Source organism: Enterobacter sp. UNJFSC 003, from assembly GCF_036903355.1.
Lineage (GTDB): Bacteria > Pseudomonadota > Gammaproteobacteria > Enterobacterales > Enterobacteriaceae > Enterobacter.
Map to the genome: position 1 here is coordinate 1,212,116 of NZ_JBAKHK010000001.1, position 17,024 is coordinate 1,229,139.

Here is a 17,024-nt window from a genome sequence, read left to right on the forward strand (position 1 = left end):
TTCATTCCCGTGTGATTTGCATAGCCAACTGGATAGACACCGTCATGCTCTCAGACTTCGCTTTGCCGGTCCACGCGATGTCAAACGCGGTACCGTGGTCTGCAGAGGTGCGGATAAACGGCAATCCGGCGGTGATATTCACCCCGTCGTAAAAGCCGAGTAATTTTAACGGAATATGCCCCTGATCGTGATACATGGCAACGACCATGTCATACATTCCTTCGTGACACTGCATAAATACCGTATCTGGCGGGCACGGCCCGGTGACGTTAAGCCCCTGCGCTTTCATCGCCTCAACCGCAGGCCCAACAATCTTGATCTCTTCATCACCAAACAGGCCATTCTCGCCAGCATGCGGATTCACACCCGCGACGGCGATACGAGGATGGCTGAATCCCACGCGCTTCAGGAAAGTATCCGCAATGCCGATCACGGTTTTTACCCGATCCTGATTGAGCGTATCAAGGAATTTGCGTAACGCAATGTGGGTGGTGATGTGAATGACCTTCAGTTTATCGGTATACAGCACCATGGCGTAATCTTTGCTGTTGGTTAGATGCGCCAGCAGCTCGGTGTGGCCAGGATAATGATGCCCGGCCAGATGCAGGGCTTCCTTATTTAACGGTGCCGTCGCTATGGCTTTCACTTGACCCGACATCGCCAGTTCGGTTGCCCGCTTCACGCAACGGTAGGCCAGATCCCCTGCCTGAGCCTGAACGAGCCCCGGCTTAAGGCCATCAGGATCCGCCAGCGGCTCGTCGAGGACGTTTATCACGTTTGGCGCGAACTGCGCGTCGCCGACCTGGTCAACAATCCGAATATCCGCCTGCCCGGCGATTCCGTTATCCAGTACCCGCTTCAGCGTGCGGGCGCAGCCCACGACGACAACGGGGGAACCCGACAGCTCGCCCTCCGTAAGGGATTTAATAATGATCTCCGGCCCGATGCCTGCCGGATCGCCCATCGTTACAGCAATAATATTAGTCACTCACTCTCTCCTCGATAAAATGCAAAACCTCACGCAGCGTTTCTTCCGTTCCGAAGCCCCCTGCTTTAGTCATTACCGGCCGGAGCCAGGCACAACCCAGAAATTTGCCGTAAGGGACGCACCGTGCGACGCGCCCTGTAATTTCAAACCCTTGTGCATGTAGCGCGTTGGCAACCGCCATCGCCACATCGCCACCCGAGACGTACAGCGCATCGGGTGCACATGCGTCGAGCGCCTGGCGGGTCAGTTCCCCCAGAAACGTACAAAGCGTTTCCCCCAGCTCGGCGCGGGTCATCTGATGCCGCAGGCAAAGCTGCTCAACATGATGGCGTGCATCACGATCTGCGCAGGTGTGAACAATGCAGTGGTTACCCGCCGACAGTGCCTGCGTAATCTGCGCGAGACAGTCCGCCATTGACCCTTTCAGCACATCGTTAACATCAACGAAAACCGACGACGCGGAAGGCTCTCTCACGGCCAGAGCAACCTGACGCTGAGCGATCTCGCTCATCGAGCCCACGACCGCCAGCACCTGCTTGCGTCGAACGGGCGCAAGATGGCGCGCTAAGGCATCGCATAACCCGGCAGACCCCACCAGAAGCGGCATCTGCGCACAGGTCAGCGCGGCGGCGATAATGGCATCCAGCGCCTCATCGGTTTGCGCGTCGACAATGAGCCATTCCGTTCCTTGCGCAAGCGCCGCTTCAAGGGCGTTTACCGTCACGACGCGGCCCTTGAAGCCAGTAAAAAGATCGGCAATATCGGCGGACGGCACCGGCGTTTTCGGATCGCTGGCAAATTCGGTTTCATTAACCGGAATCCCGTTCACCAGACACTTGCCGTGCAGCGTAATCCGCCCGGCAGCCGGATAGGCAGGTGCAACAATGACCTGTTGCTTACCGCTTAAGGTCTTCAGGGCCTGAGTCTCTACCCCTACGTTCCCACGCAGGGTGGAATCAATTTTTTTGATCAGCCAGCGTGCCTCCCCGATCTCCGCACCCAGTGCAGCGATTTTGTCAGCCGCTTCTGATGCCGGTAACGCCCGTGAATCGGTGTTCAACACCAGCGCATCGGTTAATTCGGTAAAAGGGGTCTGGAACGCAACGCTCACTTTCTTACCGCACAACGCCAGGCTGACGCCCGCATCGTTTGCACCGGTAAAGTCATCTGCGACCACTACCACGTCTCTGGACAGGTTGTTCAATTTCATCCCTACTCCGGGTTCGTATTTTCTGCCAATGATTATATTCAATCATGATTGATTATATGTGAGCAAGATCAAGTTATTCAGTTTGCGAATAAATTATAAATTTAGCCACACGATGACCATGGCTGGCTTCTTTTGAGCGAAATCAATCATGGACACAGAAACAGGAGAAAAAAGTGGTCACCATCAACAGCACAATTATCAGTGGCGCAGACGCCATAGGCGGCATTAGACCGTTACTCGACCGAAAAACAGATCTTTTGCTGGTCACCGACGGCAACATTGCGCGTCTGGACGCGGCAAAACGGATCGTGGCGCTTCTTAAGGAAGACAATCGCAGCGTTACCCTGATTGATAACGTGCCGCCGGAGCCCTCTCACCACGATGTCAGCCAGCTGTTGGCCGGGATAAGCAGCAAATCATTTGATGTGGTAGTCGGAATGGGAGGAGGCAGCGTACTGGACGTGGCAAAGCTGCTCTCGGTGCTTTGCCATCCGCAGTCCCCGGGGCTTGATAGTCTCCTGGCGGGCGTAAAGCCGGTGGCAAGAATGCCTTCTCTACTGATACCAGCCACGGCGGGCACCGGCTCAGAAGCCACGCCGAACGCCATTCTGGCGATACCGGAACAGAACACCAAGGTGGGCATTATCTCCCCCGTCCTGCTGCCTGATTACGTCGCCCTTCTGCCAGAGCTCACCACCAGCATGCCCCCGCATATTGCCTCATCGACCGGCATAGATGCCCTGTGCCATCTGATTGAGTGTTTCACCTCAACGGTTGCCAACCCGGTCAGCGATAACGCCGCCCTCATCGGGCTGACTAAGCTGCTTAATAATATCGAAACCGCCTGCGCCGAGCCTGACAACCTGGCAGCGAAGCTGGAGATGCTGTGGGCGTCTTACTATGGCGGCGTTGCAATCGCCCATGCCGGAACGCACCTTGTTCACGCGCTTTCCTATCCTCTCGGCGGTAGGTATCACCTGCCGCACGGCGTAGCCAACGCCATTCTGCTGGCTCCCTGCATGCGTGTGGTACGCCCCTATGCGGTAGAGAAATTTGCCCAGGTGTGGGATCGGGTGCCTGGGGCGGATACCACGCTTTCAGCAGAAGAAAAATCCCACGCGCTGGTGGACTATTTCGCGGCGCTGGTTCGCAGGCTCGACCTGCCCGATAACCTTGAAGCGCTGGGGGTCCCGCGCGAAGACATCGCATCGCTGAGCGACGCGGCCCTTAACGTTAAGCGCTTAATGAATAACGCCCCTTGTCAGGTTAATCACGACGAGGTGCAGGCAATTTACCGGACACTGTTTCCTAAAAATTGATATCGAAGGAGTGAGTAATGCGTAACACCATCAGGGGCGTACTGACGGCAATCGTCACCCCGTTTGACGCTGAAGGAGCCCTGAATCTGACGGGCCTTAAACGACAGATTGATCGTCAACTTACCGCTGGCAACGGCATCTTTTGCGGCGGCACCAACGGCGAGTTTTTTGTATTGAACGAAGAGGAAAAAATCGCCGTCACCCGCACCTGCGTGGAGACCGTCGCCGGACGCGCGCCCGTCGTGGCACACATTGGGGAAATATCGCCTCGCGACACCCTTCGTCTGGGCAAACAGGTTGCGTCGTTGGGCGTCGATGCCGTCTCGGTCATCACCCCTTACTTTGTCCCGCTGAAGCAGGCTGAACTGATCGCGCACTACACGGCAATCGCCGACGCGCTAAGCGTGCCGATGTTCCTCTACAACATACCGGCCCGAACCGGTAACACCATTGAACCGGCTACCGCGCGCGTATTGGCCGAACACCCGAACATTATCGGTATTAAGGACAGCGCCGGAAGCTATGAGAGCCTGAGCGGCTTCCTCAACGCCGTCGCACACATTGATGGGTTCGACGTGCTGAACGGCCCTGACTCGCTTATCCATCAGGGTTTTGTCGACGGATGCTCTGCCTGTATTTCCGGGCTGGCAAACGTTGCTCCCGAAGCCATTAACGCGATCTGGTCACGCTTTCATGCGGGCGATATCGAGGGTTCCCGTCAGGCGCAGGCGCGCGTAACCCGCCTTCGCACTGATTTATACAACGTGGCGTTCTCGCCTGCCGCCGTCAAAAAAGCGCTGCAAATTATGGGAGAGGACGTGGGAGAAAGCCGTTACGCCGTGGCCTTCACCGAACAGCAGTGCCAACAGATACGCCAAATAGTGACAGCGTCACTTAACTAAACGGCGTTTGTTTCGTCAATAAGAATACCGGGTGCCGCTGGCGCCCAGTATTCACTCGCCCTGAAGAGAGGCAAAGATGAATAATTTTACCGCTGAAGATACCCTTATCATTGTGGGCATTGTCATTGCCTACATCCTGTTCACCACCTGGCTGACCTTCCGGATACGCAGTAAAAACTCCGGCGACTTTATGGAAGGCTCGCGCGCAATGCCGGCGTTTATCGTTGGGATCCTGCTGATGTCCGAGTATATCGGTGCAAAATCGACCATCGGAACGGCGCAGGCCGCCTTCGAGAGCGGTTTTGCCGCGTCCTGGTCCGTCATCGGCGCGGCGATTGGCTTCCCGCTGTTTGGCCTGCTGTTGGTAAAACGTATCTACAACACCGGAAAAATCACCATTTCAGGGGCCATTGCCGAGAAATACGGTAACAGCACCAAAAACATTATCTCCATTATCATGATCTACGCCCTGCTGCTGGTAAACGTCGGCAACTACGTCAGCGGTGCGGCGGCCATCTCCACGGTGCTGAAGGTCAACCTGCCGGTCGCCGCCTTCATTACCGCGATTGTCAGTACCTTCTACTTTGCCTTTGGCGGCATGAAGGGCGTGGCCTGGGTCACCGTACTGCACAGCGCGCTGAAATACTTCGGCATTCTGGCCATCATGGGCTTTGCGCTGTCCAAAACCGGCGGCTTCACGCCAATGATTGAAAATATGCCAGCGTTTTACTGGACCTGGGATGGCAACATCGGCGCAACGACCATTTTCGCGTGGCTCATTGGCACCGTTGGCTCCATCTTCTGTACCCAGTTTGTCATTCAGGCGATTTCCTCCACCAAAGACGTGAAATCCGCTAAGCGCTCCACCTGGGTCGCCTTCTTCTTCTGCCTGCCGATTGCGCTGGCGATAGCGGTGATCGGCGTGGCGGCGAAATATCTTCACCCTGAAATCGACAGCCTGTATGCGATGCCCATTTTCCTGCAGGATATGAACCCGTGGCTGGCAGGTCTGGTTACCACGTCGCTGGTGGCGTCTATTTTCGTCAGCGTCAGCACCGTCGCGCTGGCCATCGCCTCCCTGGTGGTAAAAGATTTTTACGTGCCGATGCGTAACCCAACGCCTGAGCAGGAATTCAAAGCCACTCGCTGGATCTCCCTGCTGATTGGTTTCCTGCCGCTGATATTTGTCCTGCTGGTACCGGAAGTTCTGAAACTGTCGTTCTTCACCCGCGCCATTCGTCTGTCTATTTCTGTGGTTGCCGTTATCGCGTTCTACGCCCCGTTCTTCCGCAGCACGCGTGGTGCCAACGCAGGCCTGATCGGCGCTTGTGTCGTAACCTCGGTCTGGTATCTGCTGGGCGATCCGTTTGGCATCAACAATATGTACATCGCCCTGGTAACGCCTGCCGTCATTATGGCGATCGACCGCCTCATTCCGGGAAAAGCACAGGGCAAAGCGCCTACCCCCGCTGAAAACAATGGAGTCTGATATGTCTGTAACCGTAACCCGCGACGGGATTGTTCGCCCACAACCACAGGATGCTCAGGTGCAGGCCGCCATGCTGCCTTCTTTCTGCCCGCAAAACCACGCGGCCAATCTGCTGCCGCTGCCCGATGGCGCGCTGATGTGCGTTTGGTTTGGCGGTACGCAGGAAGGGATTGCCGATATCTCTGTTTGGGGATCGCGCCTGGCCCCGGGCAGCCAGCAGTGGAGTAAAGCAGTCAAGCTGTCTGATGACGTTACACGATCCGAGCAAAACCCGGTGCTGTTCTTGGCCCCGGATAACGTGCTGTGGTTGCTGTGGACCGCGCAGATATCCGGTAATCAGGATACGGCCATCGTGCGTTATCGCCAGTCGCAGGATTTGGGAAAAACCTGGGGCGACATCGCTACCCTGCTCGATAAACCCGGCACCTTCATCCGCCAGCCGATCGTGGTGCTGGAAAACGGTAACTGGCTACTTCCGGTGTTTTACTGCCGCACGCGGCCGGGAGAAAAATGGGTGGGCAACGACGATATTAGCGCGGTGAAGATATCGGAAGATCGTGGCAAAACCTGGCGCGATGTTGAGGTGCCGAAAAGCCTGGGCTGCGTGCATATGAACATCACACCGCTCAAAAATGGCACGCTGGTCGCGCTGTTCCGCAGCCGCTGGGCGGACAATATCTATTACAGCCAGTCAACCGATAACGGTGAAAGCTGGTCAGTGCCGGAACCGACCGAATTGCCTAATAACAACTCATCCATTCAGGTAACGACGCTAGACAGCGGGGAACTGGCGCTGGTGTTTAACCTCATGAGCGCCGCCGGGGCACAGGAGCGACGCGCCTCGCTGTATGATGAAATTGACGACGGCGATGGCCGCAAGGAGCCTGTAGTGACCAGCGGTCGCTCTGCCTTCTGGGGCGCTCCGCGTGCGCCAATGACCGTTGCTATTTCGCCGGATGGCGGGAAAAGCTGGCCGTGGCAGCGCCATCTGGATGAAGGTGATGGCTATTGCATGACCAATAACTCTCTGGAAAAGCGCAATCGCGAATTCTCCTATCCCAGCATTAAACAGGGTTGTGACGGTAGCTTGCATATTGCCTATACCTATTTTCGTCAGGCCATCAAGTACGTGCGCGTCACGCCGGAGTGGGTCAAGGAGCAAGCATGATTATTGGACATCTCAACGCCCTGCCACTGGCAGGGCTGCCTCCTGTGCTGTCTGCCCTGCTTTCCCGACCAGACTGTACGCTGCAGGCGCTGAGCGCGCGTGATGACGGACGCTGGCAACCGGATAATGCGGCATGGTTTTGTCATATTGGTCCGGCACAGACCCAACCGCGCGCAGAGCGACACACGGAGTACCATCGTCAGTGGGCCGATATTCAGGTGGTGTTAGCGGGTGAAGAGCGCCTCTACGCCGGAGCCCTTCCTGTTGGTCAACCCGGTGACGAAGAGCGTAAACCGGATCTTTTTATAGCCTCGTCATCAGCGCACGGCGTCAGCATCCGGCTGGGTGCGGGTGATTTTGCGGTGTTTTATCCCGGAGAACCCCACCAGGCGCTGTGTGCAGTCGACGTGCCGACGACCGTCCGCAAAGCGGTGTTTAAAATTCCCAGAGCCCTGCTGGAGGTTTGAAATGCGTCATGCTGTAGTTACCGGAGCCAGCTCCGGAATAGGCGAAGCGATAGTCAACCGTTTACTGGCGGAAGGCTGGCAGGTTACCGGGCTGAGTCGGCGCAGCGTCTCGTTGGATACGCCTGCGTTTACGAGCGTCAGCGTGGATATCAGCGATCCCGAGGCACTGAACCGCGCATTGCGTGCTATTGCCACGCCTCAGGCCGCGATCCACGCCGCGGGAATGATGGCCGCCGCGCCGCTGGGCCAGCTGGAAGGCGATGTCGGATTATCACTGTGGCGGCTGCACGTCCAGGCGTGCGAGAACCTGTTCAACTACTTTGCTCCGCGTATGGCATCAGGCGGGCGATTCGTTGCCATTGGCAGCAGAACCTCCCGCGGCGCGGCAGGCAGGTCGCAGTATGTTGCCACCAAAGCGGCAATGGTCGGGATGATCAGAAGCTGGGCTGCCGAGCTGGCACCGAGGGGGATAACGGCAAATATCGTCGCCCCTGGCGCAACGCAAACGCCGATGCTTATTGCTCCGGGCCGCGAAACGTCCCCGCCCAAATGCCCGCCAATCGGTCGGATGATAGAACCGAAAGAAGTGGCGGGACTGGTGAATTTCTTGCTCAGCGACGAGGCTGCCGCCATCACCGGGCAGGAAATAGCGATCTGCGGCGGCGCATCGCTCAGCTAGCGCAGAAAGACACGGCCTTTGAGGTACAGCGTGGCCTGACCACCGATCAGTACGCGCTCTCCCTTCAATTCACAGCGCAGATCCCCTCCGCGGGCAGAGACCTGGCGGGCGTTCATCTGCGTTTTACCCAGCTTTTCGCTCCAGTACGGGATCAGCATGCTGTGTGCAGAGCCCGTGACCGGATCTTCAGGCACCCCTTCGCCCGGACAAAAGAAGCGGCTGACAAAATCGTAGTCTTCGCCCGGTGCCGTCACGCAGACCATTTTATCCAGTGGGAGCATCGCCGCGATATCCGGCGTTAAGGCCTCCACCTGCTGCTGGCTTTCAAGCACCACCATGTAATCTCGTCCGACACGCACCTCCTTCACAGCATCAACACCCAGCGCGCTAAGCAGCAGCGCCGGTGGCGCGTCGACCGCCTCCGTTGACCAGGCCGGGAAATTCAGGGTCAGCCAGTCACCGTTGCGGCTCACCGTCAGGTCACCCACAAAGCGCGTTGAGAACGTTATTTCCGTGTGCGGATAATCGAGATATTCGAAAATAACGTGGGACGCCGCCAGCGTCGCATGGCCGCAGAGGTTAATTTCATCGAGCGTAGTAAACCAGCGCAGCTCAAATCCGCCGTCGGTACGCACGAAGAACGCCGTTTCGGACTGGTTATGCTGCTGAGCCATTTTGAGCAGCGTTTCGTCCGGGAGCCACTCCTCCAGCGGACACACCGCCGCCGCATTGCCGCCAAACGCTTTGTCGCTGAAAGCGTCGACAAGATAAAAGTCAATTTCCTGCATAGTCTTTTCCCCTTTTGTTATTCGTGTTTAGCGCAGAAAAACTGAGCCTTTCAGATACAGTGATGCTTGCCCGCTCATCAGCACGCGATCGCCCTTCAGTACACAACGTACATCGCCACCTCGCCTTGAAACCTGACGGGCGAAAAGCGTCGTCTTGCCGAGCGTCTCGCTCCAGTAAGGTATTAGCATCGTGTGGGCGGAACCGGTAACCGGATCTTCCGGGACGGCAACGCCCGGTGAGAAAAAGCGGCTAACAAAATCATAATCGCCCTCACCCTGCGCCGTAACGGCGACCTTATGCTCCCCGGGCGTCATGGCGGAAAAGTGAGGGGCCACGGCCTCAACCTGCTCGCGGTTTTCCAGTACCACCATCCAGGCTCGGCCTTTTCGGGCATCGACGTACTGACTGATGCCCAGTGCGGCGAGCATGTCGGGCGGGGGTGTTTGTTCCTGTGTTGGGCAGGCCGGAAAATCAAGGGTCATCCAGCGCCCTTCCCGGCTAACCGTTATGCGGCCTGAGGCCGTATCAAAGTGAATGCGTGAATCCGGGTAATCCAGCTCGTTAAACAGGACGTAGGCGGCAGCAAGCGTAGCGTGACCACAGAGGTTGACTTCAGTAATCGTCGTAAACCAGCGTAATTCGATACCGCCTTTACCGCAGACAAAAAAGGCAGTTTCCGACTGATTATGCTGCTGCGCCATCCTGAGTAACGTCTCATCCGGTAGCCATGCGCTTAGCGGACAAACCGCGGCTGGATTTCCACTGAATGAGCCATGACTAAATGCATCGACCAGATAAAAATCAATCTCCTGCACCGTATTACCGCCTGTTTTTATTATGCTGTTCCTTATCTTCACGGAAAACCTCGCCCGCCGCTACCGCTGTCATAGGGTATATTTTGTGATTAAGATCACATTGCGGTTGAGTTTTGGCCGTTTAAGGCTTTAAGATCGACGCCTCATCGTTAACCCACCCAAGACATTCCTATGACAACGAACACAGTTTCCCGCAGGGTCGCGTGGCTACGCGTGGTCACACTGGCAATTGCCGCATTTATTTTTAATACCACGGAATTTGTTCCGGTTGGCCTGTTGTCGGACATCGCCGGGAGTTTCCAGATGGAAACGGCGCAGGTCGGCATTATGTTGACCATCTATGCGTGGGTGGTGGCGCTGATGTCGCTCCCCTTTATGCTGCTGACCAGCCAGATGGAGCGCCGCAAGCTGCTGATCGGGCTGTTCGTGGTATTCATTGCCAGCCACGTGCTGTCGTTTATGGCGTGGAACTTCACGGTCCTGGTGATCAGCCGCGTCGGTATCGCCTTTGCGCACGCCGTGTTCTGGTCGATCACGGCATCGCTGGCTATCCGTCTTGCACCCGCGGGTAAGCGCGCGCAGGCGCTGAGCCTGATCGCGACCGGTACCGCACTGGCGATGGTCTTAGGTCTGCCGATTGGTCGTATCGTGGGGCAATACTTCGGGTGGCGGACGACATTTTTTGCCATCGGCATGGGGGCATTGGCAACGCTGATCTGTTTGATCAAATTACTGCCAGCGCTGCCGAGCGAGCATTCCGGCTCGCTGAAAAGCCTGCCCCTGTTGATGCGTCGCCCTGCGCTGCTGAGCATCTATCTGCTCACCGCGATCGTGGTTACCGCACATTACACGGCCTATAGCTACATTGAACCCTTTGTTCAAGTTGTTGCAGGCTTCAGCGCTAACTTTGCCACCATACTGCTGCTGATCCTGGGCGGCGCGGGCATCATCGGCAGCGTTCTTTTCGGCAAGTTGGGCAACCGACATGCCTCTGCCCTGGTCAGCAGCGCCATAGGTCTGCTGCTGGCATGCCTGCTTTTACTGATGCCTGCCGCGGGCAGTGAACATCATCTGGCGATCCTCAGCCTGTTCTGGGGGGTGGCGATCATGATTATCGGGTTAGGGATGCAGGTGAAGGTGCTTGCTCTGGCACCGGATGCTACCGACGTGGCGATATCGCTGTTCTCAGGGATTTTCAATCTGGGTATTGGCGCGGGTGCGCTGGTGGGAAATCAGATAAGCCTGCACGTTTCGATGTCGGCGATTGGCTATCTGGGCGCCATTCCAGCGCTGGTCGCGCTCGTCTGGTCGGTGCTTATCTTCCGTAAATGGCCAGTAGCGCTGGAAGAACAGGCGCAGCACGGCTGACGATATTTTGCCGGGTAAGCGCAGCCGCGCCACCCGGCAGAACCTCAATGATAGGTCTTAATAATTTCCAGTACGCCGTTAATAATAAACTGCACGCCCATACAAACCAGTAAAAAGCCCATCAAACGCGAAATCGCTTCGATACCCCCCTTGCCCACCCAGCGCATAATTGCCCCGGAGCTGCGCAGCGATGCCCAAACGATGAGGCCAATGAGCGCAAAAATCAGCGGAGGCGCTACGGCAAGCACCCAGTCGGGGAACGTTGAGCTGTCGCGCACGGTCGAAGCAGAACTGATGATCATCGCGATCGTTCCGGGCCCTGCCGTGCTCGGCATCGCAATCGGTACAAAGGCGATATTCGCGCTCGGTTCGGTTTCCAGCTCTTCAGATTTGCTCTTCGCTTCCGGTGACTCGTGCGCTTTTTGCGCCGGAAACAGCATGCGGAATCCGATAAAGGCCACGATCAGCCCCCCGGCGATACGCAGGCCTGGGATCGAAATCCCGAAAGTGTTCATCACCAGTTGGCCCGCATAATAGGCCACCATCATGATGGCGAAAACATACACCGAGGCCATCATCGACTGATGATTACGCTCCGCGTTGTTCATATTCCCTGCCAGGCCTAAAAACAGCGCAACCGTCGTTAACGGGTTAGCCAGGGGCAACAGTACCACCAGCCCAAGACCAATTGCTTTTATCAAATCCAACATAGTGCGTCGTTGTCCTTATCCATATTCAACACCGCAATTATAGGGGGAAAACGTGTCCGTCAGCCAACAACACAACGTAAGGATTATTTTCGTTTCTAAATGATAACTGTCCGTTATGTTTATGATTTGAAAGCCCACAAAAAAAGTTCATGAAACGTTTTAGCAATTCGTGGCATCGGCCAATTCATTCAGTTGACTTATACTTGCCTGAGCAATAATATCTGCCGTGACTAAACTACTTGCCAGGGCAACCATTGTGAAAAGCACCAGTGATCTCTTCAACGACATAATTCCACTGGGTCGTCTTATTCATATGGTTAATCAGAAAAAAGATCGCCTGCTCAATGACTACCTGTCACCGCTTGATATCACCGCAACACAGTTCAAAGTGCTGTGTTCGATTCGCTGCGAAGTGTGTATTACGCCGGTTGAGTTGAAAAAGGTGCTCTCTGTCGATCTGGGTGCATTAACCCGCATGCTGGATCGTCTCGTCTGCAAAGGATGGATAGAACGAAGCCCTAATCCGAATGACAAACGTGGCGTACTGGTAAAGCTCACCCCCGAGGGTGCTGCCATGTGCGAACAATGTCATCAACTTGTAGGACAAACACTGCATCAGGAACTAACAAAAAACTTAACGGCAGATGAAGTGGCAACGCTTGAGCTCTTGCTTAAGAAAATACTGCCGTAAACAGAAAAGAGGTATGACGATGTCCAGACGCAATACTGACGCTATTACCATTCATAGCATTTTGGACTGGATCGAGGATAACCTGGAATCGCCGCTCTCCCTTGAAAAAGTGTCTGAGCGTTCAGGTTACTCAAAATGGCACCTGCAACGGATGTTCAAAAAAGAGACCGGTCATTCATTAGGTCAATATATTCGTAGCCGCAAGCTGACGGAAATTGCCCAAAAACTGAAAGAAAGCAATGAACCGATCCTTTATCTGGCAGAGCGTTACGGCTTTGAATCGCAACAAACCCTGACGCGTACGTTTAAGAATTACTTTGACGTGCCGCCGCATAAGTATCGAATCACCAGCATGCCGGGAGAATCCCGCTATCTGTATCCGTTAAAACACTGCAGTTAAACAACGCCTGTAAAGACGTACCGAGGAAATCATGAAAGTTACCGTCTCCGCCGCCCTCGCCTTGCTGGTGCTCTTTTCCAGCCAGACCTTCGCGGAGCAAACACCTCGTGCAACGCAGCAAAATAATCGTGACACGATGATTTTGCCGTCAGCACATGACCAGACGCCCTACGATTTCAACCATATGGGTGCCGGGAGTGACAAATCCGACGAATTAGGCGTGCCTTACTATAATCAGCACGGCCTCTGATTCGTTTTTGCCCCGCAATTGCGGGGCTTTTTTCTGCCTTAGCCTCGTACCCGCGTCATCCAACGCACCCGCAAGCCAAACACGTTGATATAGAGCCCTGCCATAATCAGCACCGCACCCAGCAGCTGTAACGCGCTCAGCTTTTCATCCAACAACACGGCGGCACTGGCAAGCCCAACCACCGGCACCAGCAAGGATAACGGGGCCACGCGCCAGGTTTCGTAACGTCCCAACAGCGATCCCCAGATCCCATAGCCGACAAGGGTGGCGACAAACGCCAGATAGATCAGTGATAAAATCGTGGTCAGGTCGATCTCTACGAGGCTGGTGAGCATTGCTTGCGGACCATCCAGAATCCATGACGCCACCATAAACGGCACGATGGGGATCAGCGCGCTCCACACCACCAGCGACATGACCTTCGGGCGCGCCTCATGCTGCATAATCAGTTTGTTGAATATGTTCCCGCATGCCCAGCTTAGCCCCGCAGCCAGCGTCAGCATAAAACCGAGCAGCGCCACATGTTGCCCATTCAGGCTGGCTTCAATCAGTACCAGCACGCCAAACACCGCCAGCGTAATGCCCGCCAGCTGTTTGCCCTGCAAACGCTCGCCAAAGACAAACGCGCCCAGAATGATGGTAAAGAACGCCTGCGCCTGCAGCACCAGCGAGGCGAGTCCGGCAGGCATACCGAATTTAATGGCGCAGAACAGAAACGCAAATTGGCCGAAGCTGATGGTCAGACCGTAGCCCAACAGTAACGTTAGCGGGATCTTTGGGCGGGCAACGAAAAAGAGCGCCGGAAACGCCACCAGCATAAAGCGTAACCCTGCCAGCATAAGCGGAGGCATATTGTGCAGCCCCATCTTGATGACCACAAAATTGAGCCCCCACACTACGACCACCAGCAACGCCAGCAGCCCGTCTTTACGCGTCATACCCTGCCCCTGAATTATTAATAATTTGTTAACACTTCAAGGTAACAGAAAAAATAGCCCTTCGAGAAGATCATTAATTCTGGCAGTCAGGCGAAGCACTTACGGATAAATTAGGTGCTATACAAGCCCCTTATGTCATGGTAATCCTGATAAGACACAACAATAAAAGCATAAGCATTTGTCGGGCAGGAATATGAAACCAACTCTCAGGCGCTCAACCGCAGCGCTGCTGGCATCGTCATTGTTATTAACCATCGGTCGAGGGGCCACGCTGCCCTTTATGACCATCTATCTCACGCGCGTCTATAGCATGAGCGTAGAGAATATTGGTTATGCATTGACTATCGCACTCACCATTGGCGTGGTGTTCAGCATGGGATTTGGCATTCTGGCCGATAAGTTCGATAAGAAACGCTACATGCTGATTTCCATTCTCGCCTTTATCGCGGGATTTGTTGCCATCCCGCTGGTGGATAACGTCACGCTGGTAGTGCTGTTCTTTGCCCTGATCAACTGCGCCTACTCCGTTTTCTCAACGGTGCTGAAAGCCTGGTTTGCCGACGTGCTGACCTCCAGCGAAAAAGCGCGCGTGTTCTCGCTAAACTACAGCTTTTTGAACATTGGATGGACGGTCGGCCCGCCCATCGGCACGCTGCTGGTGATGTACAGCCTGCAGCTGCCGTTCTGGCTGGCCGCCTTCTGCGCCGCGCTGCCGCTCGGGTTTATCCATTTCTTTGTCCAGAAAAACATTGCCCTGGATACTGCAGAGGTAAACGCGCCGTGGCAGCCGTCCGTCTTGCTGAAAGACCGGGCGTTGCTCTGGTACACGCTGTCCGGCCTGCTCGCGTCCTACGTCGGCGGATCCTTTGCCAGCTGCATCTCGCAGTATGTGCTGGCCGCCAACACCGACAGCGAATTCGCGCAGAATGTGGTTGCCGTAGTCCTGCCGGTGAACGCAGCCGTAGTAGTAACCCTGCAGTATGCCATCGGGCGTAAAATCTCAGTCACCAATATTCGCCCGCTCATGACCGTCGCGACGCTCTTTTTCATAGTAGGGTTGGGGGGCTTTATGCTTTCGGGCGAGAACCTGGTTTACTGGGGGATTGCGGCGGCCGTCTTTACGCTGGGAGAGATTATCTATGCCCCTGGTGAATATATGCTGATCGACAACATCGCCCCGCCGGGCATGAAGGCCAGCTATTTCTCTGCACAGGCGCTGGGCTGGCTTGGGGCTGCGGCAAACCCGATGATTACCGGGATTATCCTGACCCACTTACCGCACTGGTCACTGTTTGTCATCATGATGGCCGCCATCCTAATGGCCTGGCTAATGATTTTGCGCGGAATGAGCGTGAAAAGCGAAGCCAGCGTGTTGGACGACGCAGCGCTTAGCCGACCTACAAATTCACGCTCGTAGGCCGGCCACGCACAGCGAAGGCCTAGTGGTGCAGCATCTCCTCCACCACCTGCTTTTTAAACATCTCATTCGGATAGTAGGTCGGCCAGTTATCCATCTCTTTCAGCAGGGCCTCGTGGGAGGTGTTGCCCATAAAGAGATGGAAATGCGCAGAGGCCTTGGGGGCAATGGTATGGTCGCTAAACTGGACAAACTTCGGTGCCGTGCTGCTTGCATCCTTACACTCAAACAGATAGCGAACACCTTTTTTGCCTGATGCATAGGTCAGAATCTTATAGCCGCTATAGTCATACTGGCAGCGGCTAACCGCATCCCCTTTGTGGAATTCCATCACGTTGTTTTCAATACCGATGGAATCCACATCCGTTGCGTACCCCTGGCGGTAATACGCTTTTACCTCGTCAAAGGATTTGCTTTTGTCCTTCTCCGCTTTTTTCTTAAAGACCGGATCCAACGATCCATCGAGCAAAAACGGATAGACGGACTGCCAGGTTCCATCCCAGTCGGACAATGTTCTGTCCTTAACGTCTTTATCCTCGAACACGCCGTTTGCCGCCTTCTGTTCCGCTTCGGTCATCACGTGCCCGTGTGAATGGGCAAACAGCTGGCCGCTGACCAGCAGCGCCCCCAGAGTCATTGCAAATTTCCCAATATGTGCAGCCAAAACAAAACCCTCACTCCGTGTTATAAGAGTGAGAATGTTATATTATAACATTTCAGATCGCAACCCGTCCGCGAACCCCATCCTGCTCCATACTTTCACCGCGCCCCCGCTGAATGATGGTCCCGCGCGACATCAGCAGATAGCTGTCCGCCAGCTCCGCCGCGAAATCGTAAAACTGCTCGACGAGCAGAATCGCCATATCGCCCCTGTCTGCAAGCGTGCGGATCACCTGGCCAATCTCTTTAATGACCGAAGGCTGGATGCCTTCCGTGGGTTCATCGAGGATAAGCAGTTGTGGGCGGCTCGCGAGCGCCCGACCGATGGCCAACTGCTGTTGCTGTCCACCTGACAGATCGCCGCCGCGACGATGCTTCATCTCTTTTAACACCGGAAATAGCTGCCATATCTCCTCGGGAACGGTCTTCGCGTCGCGAGCAGAGAATCGCGACAGCCCCAGCAGCAGATTCTCTTCCACGGTTAAACGCGGGAAGATTTCACGCCCCTGCGGAACATACGCCACGCCAGACTGCACCCGCTGGTGCGGCTTGCTGTGGGTGATGTTTTTCCCTTGCCAGATAACCTCCCCCGTTTTCGCCGGGATCAGCCCCATCAGACACTTCAGCAGCGTGGTTTTCCCCACGCCGTTGCGCCCCAGCAGACAGGTGACTTCGCCGGTAAGCGCCTCAAAGCTCACGCCGCGCAGAATATGGCTTCCGCCGTAATACTGATTCAGATCGTTAACCTGTAACATCCCGGCTCC

General features: G+C 55.5%; 19 protein-coding genes. 11 read left to right on the forward strand and 8 right to left on the reverse strand.

Annotated elements, in window-relative coordinates:
• Position 1: 1 nt before the first annotated feature.
• Positions 2-988 (reverse strand): D-threonate 4-phosphate dehydrogenase, encoded by a 987-nt coding sequence (locus V5P19_RS05655; RefSeq protein WP_334400944.1) that lies wholly within the window; start codon positions 986-988, stop codon positions 2-4.
• Complete coding sequence (locus tag V5P19_RS05660; RefSeq protein WP_334400947.1) at positions 981-2,198, reverse strand: four-carbon acid sugar kinase family protein; 1,218 nt, start codon at positions 2,196-2,198, stop codon at positions 981-983. Before V5P19_RS05660 ends, V5P19_RS05655 begins: the two co-directional genes overlap by 8 nt.
• A gap of 173 nt (positions 2,199-2,371) precedes the next feature.
• Here V5P19_RS05660 and V5P19_RS05665 point away from each other — a divergent pair, with 173 nt between their 5' ends.
• The 6 genes from V5P19_RS05665 to V5P19_RS05690 all read left to right on the forward strand — a co-directional run bounded on the left by V5P19_RS05665 (position 2,372) and on the right by V5P19_RS05690 (position 8,222).
• Positions 2,372-3,517 (forward strand): iron-containing alcohol dehydrogenase, encoded by a 1,146-nt coding sequence (locus V5P19_RS05665; protein ID WP_334400949.1) that lies wholly within the window; start codon positions 2,372-2,374, stop codon positions 3,515-3,517.
• Between the two features lie 17 nt (positions 3,518-3,534).
• Positions 3,535-4,419, forward strand: a complete 885-nt coding sequence (locus V5P19_RS05670; protein ID WP_334400951.1) for a dihydrodipicolinate synthase family protein — start codon at positions 3,535-3,537, stop codon at positions 4,417-4,419.
• Between the two features lie 76 nt (positions 4,420-4,495).
• Positions 4,496-5,908, forward strand: a complete 1,413-nt coding sequence (locus V5P19_RS05675; RefSeq protein ID WP_334400953.1) for a sodium:solute symporter family protein — start codon at positions 4,496-4,498, stop codon at positions 5,906-5,908.
• Between the two features lies 1 nt (position 5,909).
• Positions 5,910-7,076: an exo-alpha-sialidase gene (locus tag V5P19_RS05680; RefSeq protein WP_334400955.1), complete on the forward strand. Its 1,167-nt coding sequence runs from the start codon at positions 5,910-5,912 to the stop codon at positions 7,074-7,076.
• A complete protein-coding gene (locus V5P19_RS05685) occupies positions 7,073-7,543 on the forward strand; it encodes a YhcH/YjgK/YiaL family protein (RefSeq protein ID WP_334400957.1) in 471 nt (156 codons plus the stop codon). The genes V5P19_RS05680 and V5P19_RS05685 overlap by 4 nt, the downstream gene beginning before the upstream one ends.
• A gap of 1 nt (position 7,544) precedes the next feature.
• The gene (locus V5P19_RS05690) at positions 7,545-8,222 is read left to right on the forward strand and encodes an SDR family oxidoreductase (protein ID WP_334400959.1); all 678 of its coding nucleotides are present in this window, start codon (positions 7,545-7,547) and stop codon (positions 8,220-8,222) included.
• Here the strand turns inward: V5P19_RS05690 and V5P19_RS05695 are convergent.
• Both V5P19_RS05695 and V5P19_RS05700 read right to left on the reverse strand, forming a co-directional pair.
• Positions 8,219-9,010 carry a PhzF family phenazine biosynthesis protein gene (locus tag V5P19_RS05695; RefSeq protein ID WP_334400961.1) on the reverse strand — a complete coding sequence of 264 codons (792 nt, stop codon included), beginning with the start codon at positions 9,008-9,010 and terminating at the stop codon, positions 8,219-8,221. The genes V5P19_RS05690 and V5P19_RS05695 overlap by 4 nt on opposite strands.
• Positions 9,011-9,037: 27 nt before the next feature.
• Positions 9,038-9,826 carry a PhzF family phenazine biosynthesis protein gene (locus tag V5P19_RS05700; protein ID WP_334400962.1) on the reverse strand — a complete coding sequence of 263 codons (789 nt, stop codon included), beginning with the start codon at positions 9,824-9,826 and terminating at the stop codon, positions 9,038-9,040.
• 171 nt (positions 9,827-9,997) lie between these two features.
• On the opposite strand from V5P19_RS05700, the gene V5P19_RS05705 reads away from it, so the two are divergent.
• On the forward strand, positions 9,998-11,194 hold the full coding sequence (locus V5P19_RS05705; RefSeq protein WP_334400964.1) for a sugar transporter: 1,197 nt from the start codon (positions 9,998-10,000) through the stop codon (positions 11,192-11,194).
• A 44-nt stretch (positions 11,195-11,238) separates the two neighbouring features.
• On the opposite strand, the gene V5P19_RS05710 is transcribed toward V5P19_RS05705, so the two are convergent.
• A complete protein-coding gene (locus V5P19_RS05710; RefSeq protein WP_334400966.1) occupies positions 11,239-11,904 on the reverse strand; it encodes a MarC family NAAT transporter in 666 nt (221 codons plus the stop codon).
• A gap of 256 nt (positions 11,905-12,160) precedes the next feature.
• On the opposite strand from V5P19_RS05710, the gene marR reads away from it, so the two are divergent.
• The 3 genes from marR to marB are packed head-to-tail and all read left to right on the forward strand — an operon-like array spanning position 12,161 to position 13,245.
• Positions 12,161-12,595 carry a multiple antibiotic resistance transcriptional regulator MarR gene (gene marR / locus V5P19_RS05715; RefSeq protein WP_334400967.1) on the forward strand — a complete coding sequence of 145 codons (435 nt, stop codon included), beginning with the start codon at positions 12,161-12,163 and terminating at the stop codon, positions 12,593-12,595.
• A gap of 19 nt (positions 12,596-12,614) precedes the next feature.
• Positions 12,615-12,995, forward strand: a complete 381-nt coding sequence (gene marA, locus V5P19_RS05720; protein WP_001303241.1) for an MDR efflux pump AcrAB transcriptional activator MarA — start codon at positions 12,615-12,617, stop codon at positions 12,993-12,995.
• 31 nt (positions 12,996-13,026) lie between these two features.
• Entirely contained in the window at positions 13,027-13,245 is a 219-nt protein-coding gene (gene marB / locus V5P19_RS05725) for a multiple antibiotic resistance protein MarB (RefSeq protein WP_334400968.1), read from the forward strand.
• A 38-nt stretch (positions 13,246-13,283) separates the two neighbouring features.
• Here marB and eamA read toward each other — a convergent pair whose 3' ends face one another.
• The gene (gene eamA, locus V5P19_RS05730; RefSeq protein ID WP_334400970.1) at positions 13,284-14,183 is read right to left on the reverse strand and encodes an O-acetylserine/cysteine exporter; all 900 of its coding nucleotides are present in this window, start codon (positions 14,181-14,183) and stop codon (positions 13,284-13,286) included.
• 193 nt (positions 14,184-14,376) lie between these two features.
• Between eamA and ydeE the strand changes: the two genes are divergently transcribed.
• On the forward strand, positions 14,377-15,600 hold the full coding sequence (gene ydeE / locus V5P19_RS05735) for an efflux MFS transporter YdeE (RefSeq protein WP_334400972.1): 1,224 nt from the start codon (positions 14,377-14,379) through the stop codon (positions 15,598-15,600).
• A 22-nt stretch (positions 15,601-15,622) separates the two neighbouring features.
• Here ydeE and zinT read toward each other — a convergent pair whose 3' ends face one another.
• The gene (zinT, locus tag V5P19_RS05740; RefSeq protein WP_334400975.1) at positions 15,623-16,264 is read right to left on the reverse strand and encodes a metal-binding protein ZinT; all 642 of its coding nucleotides are present in this window, start codon (positions 16,262-16,264) and stop codon (positions 15,623-15,625) included.
• Between the two features lie 52 nt (positions 16,265-16,316).
• On the reverse strand, positions 16,317-17,015 hold the full coding sequence (gene urtE / locus V5P19_RS05745) for an urea ABC transporter ATP-binding subunit UrtE (RefSeq protein WP_334400976.1): 699 nt from the start codon (positions 17,013-17,015) through the stop codon (positions 16,317-16,319).
• Between the last annotated feature and the right edge of the window lie 9 nt (positions 17,016-17,024).

What these genes read in the sequence shown, in the direction of transcription:
- V5P19_RS05675 (WP_334400953.1), top strand. Translation starts at nt 4,496, where the DNA reads ATGAATAATTTTACCGCTGAAGATACCCTTATCATTGTGGGCATTGTC.
- V5P19_RS05695 (WP_334400961.1), bottom strand. Translation starts at nt 9,010, where the DNA reads ATGCAGGAAATTGACTTTTATCTTGTCGACGCTTTCAGCGACAAAGCG.
- V5P19_RS05685 (WP_334400957.1), top strand. Translation starts at nt 7,073, where the DNA reads ATGATTATTGGACATCTCAACGCCCTGCCACTGGCAGGGCTGCCTCCT.
- urtE (WP_334400976.1), bottom strand. Translation starts at nt 17,015, where the DNA reads ATGTTACAGGTTAACGATCTGAATCAGTATTACGGCGGAAGCCATATT.
- marA (WP_001303241.1), top strand. Translation starts at nt 12,615, where the DNA reads ATGTCCAGACGCAATACTGACGCTATTACCATTCATAGCATTTTGGAC.
- V5P19_RS05710 (WP_334400966.1), bottom strand. Translation starts at nt 11,904, where the DNA reads ATGTTGGATTTGATAAAAGCAATTGGTCTTGGGCTGGTGGTACTGTTG.
- V5P19_RS05670 (WP_334400951.1), top strand. Translation starts at nt 3,535, where the DNA reads ATGCGTAACACCATCAGGGGCGTACTGACGGCAATCGTCACCCCGTTT.
- eamA (WP_334400970.1), bottom strand. Translation starts at nt 14,183, where the DNA reads ATGACGCGTAAAGACGGGCTGCTGGCGTTGCTGGTGGTCGTAGTGTGG.
- marB (WP_334400968.1), top strand. Translation starts at nt 13,027, where the DNA reads ATGAAAGTTACCGTCTCCGCCGCCCTCGCCTTGCTGGTGCTCTTTTCC.
- V5P19_RS05705 (WP_334400964.1), top strand. Translation starts at nt 9,998, where the DNA reads ATGACAACGAACACAGTTTCCCGCAGGGTCGCGTGGCTACGCGTGGTC.
- V5P19_RS05690 (WP_334400959.1), top strand. Translation starts at nt 7,545, where the DNA reads ATGCGTCATGCTGTAGTTACCGGAGCCAGCTCCGGAATAGGCGAAGCG.
- V5P19_RS05660 (WP_334400947.1), bottom strand. Translation starts at nt 2,198, where the DNA reads ATGAAATTGAACAACCTGTCCAGAGACGTGGTAGTGGTCGCAGATGAC.
- V5P19_RS05680 (WP_334400955.1), top strand. Translation starts at nt 5,910, where the DNA reads ATGTCTGTAACCGTAACCCGCGACGGGATTGTTCGCCCACAACCACAG.
- ydeE (WP_334400972.1), top strand. Translation starts at nt 14,377, where the DNA reads ATGAAACCAACTCTCAGGCGCTCAACCGCAGCGCTGCTGGCATCGTCA.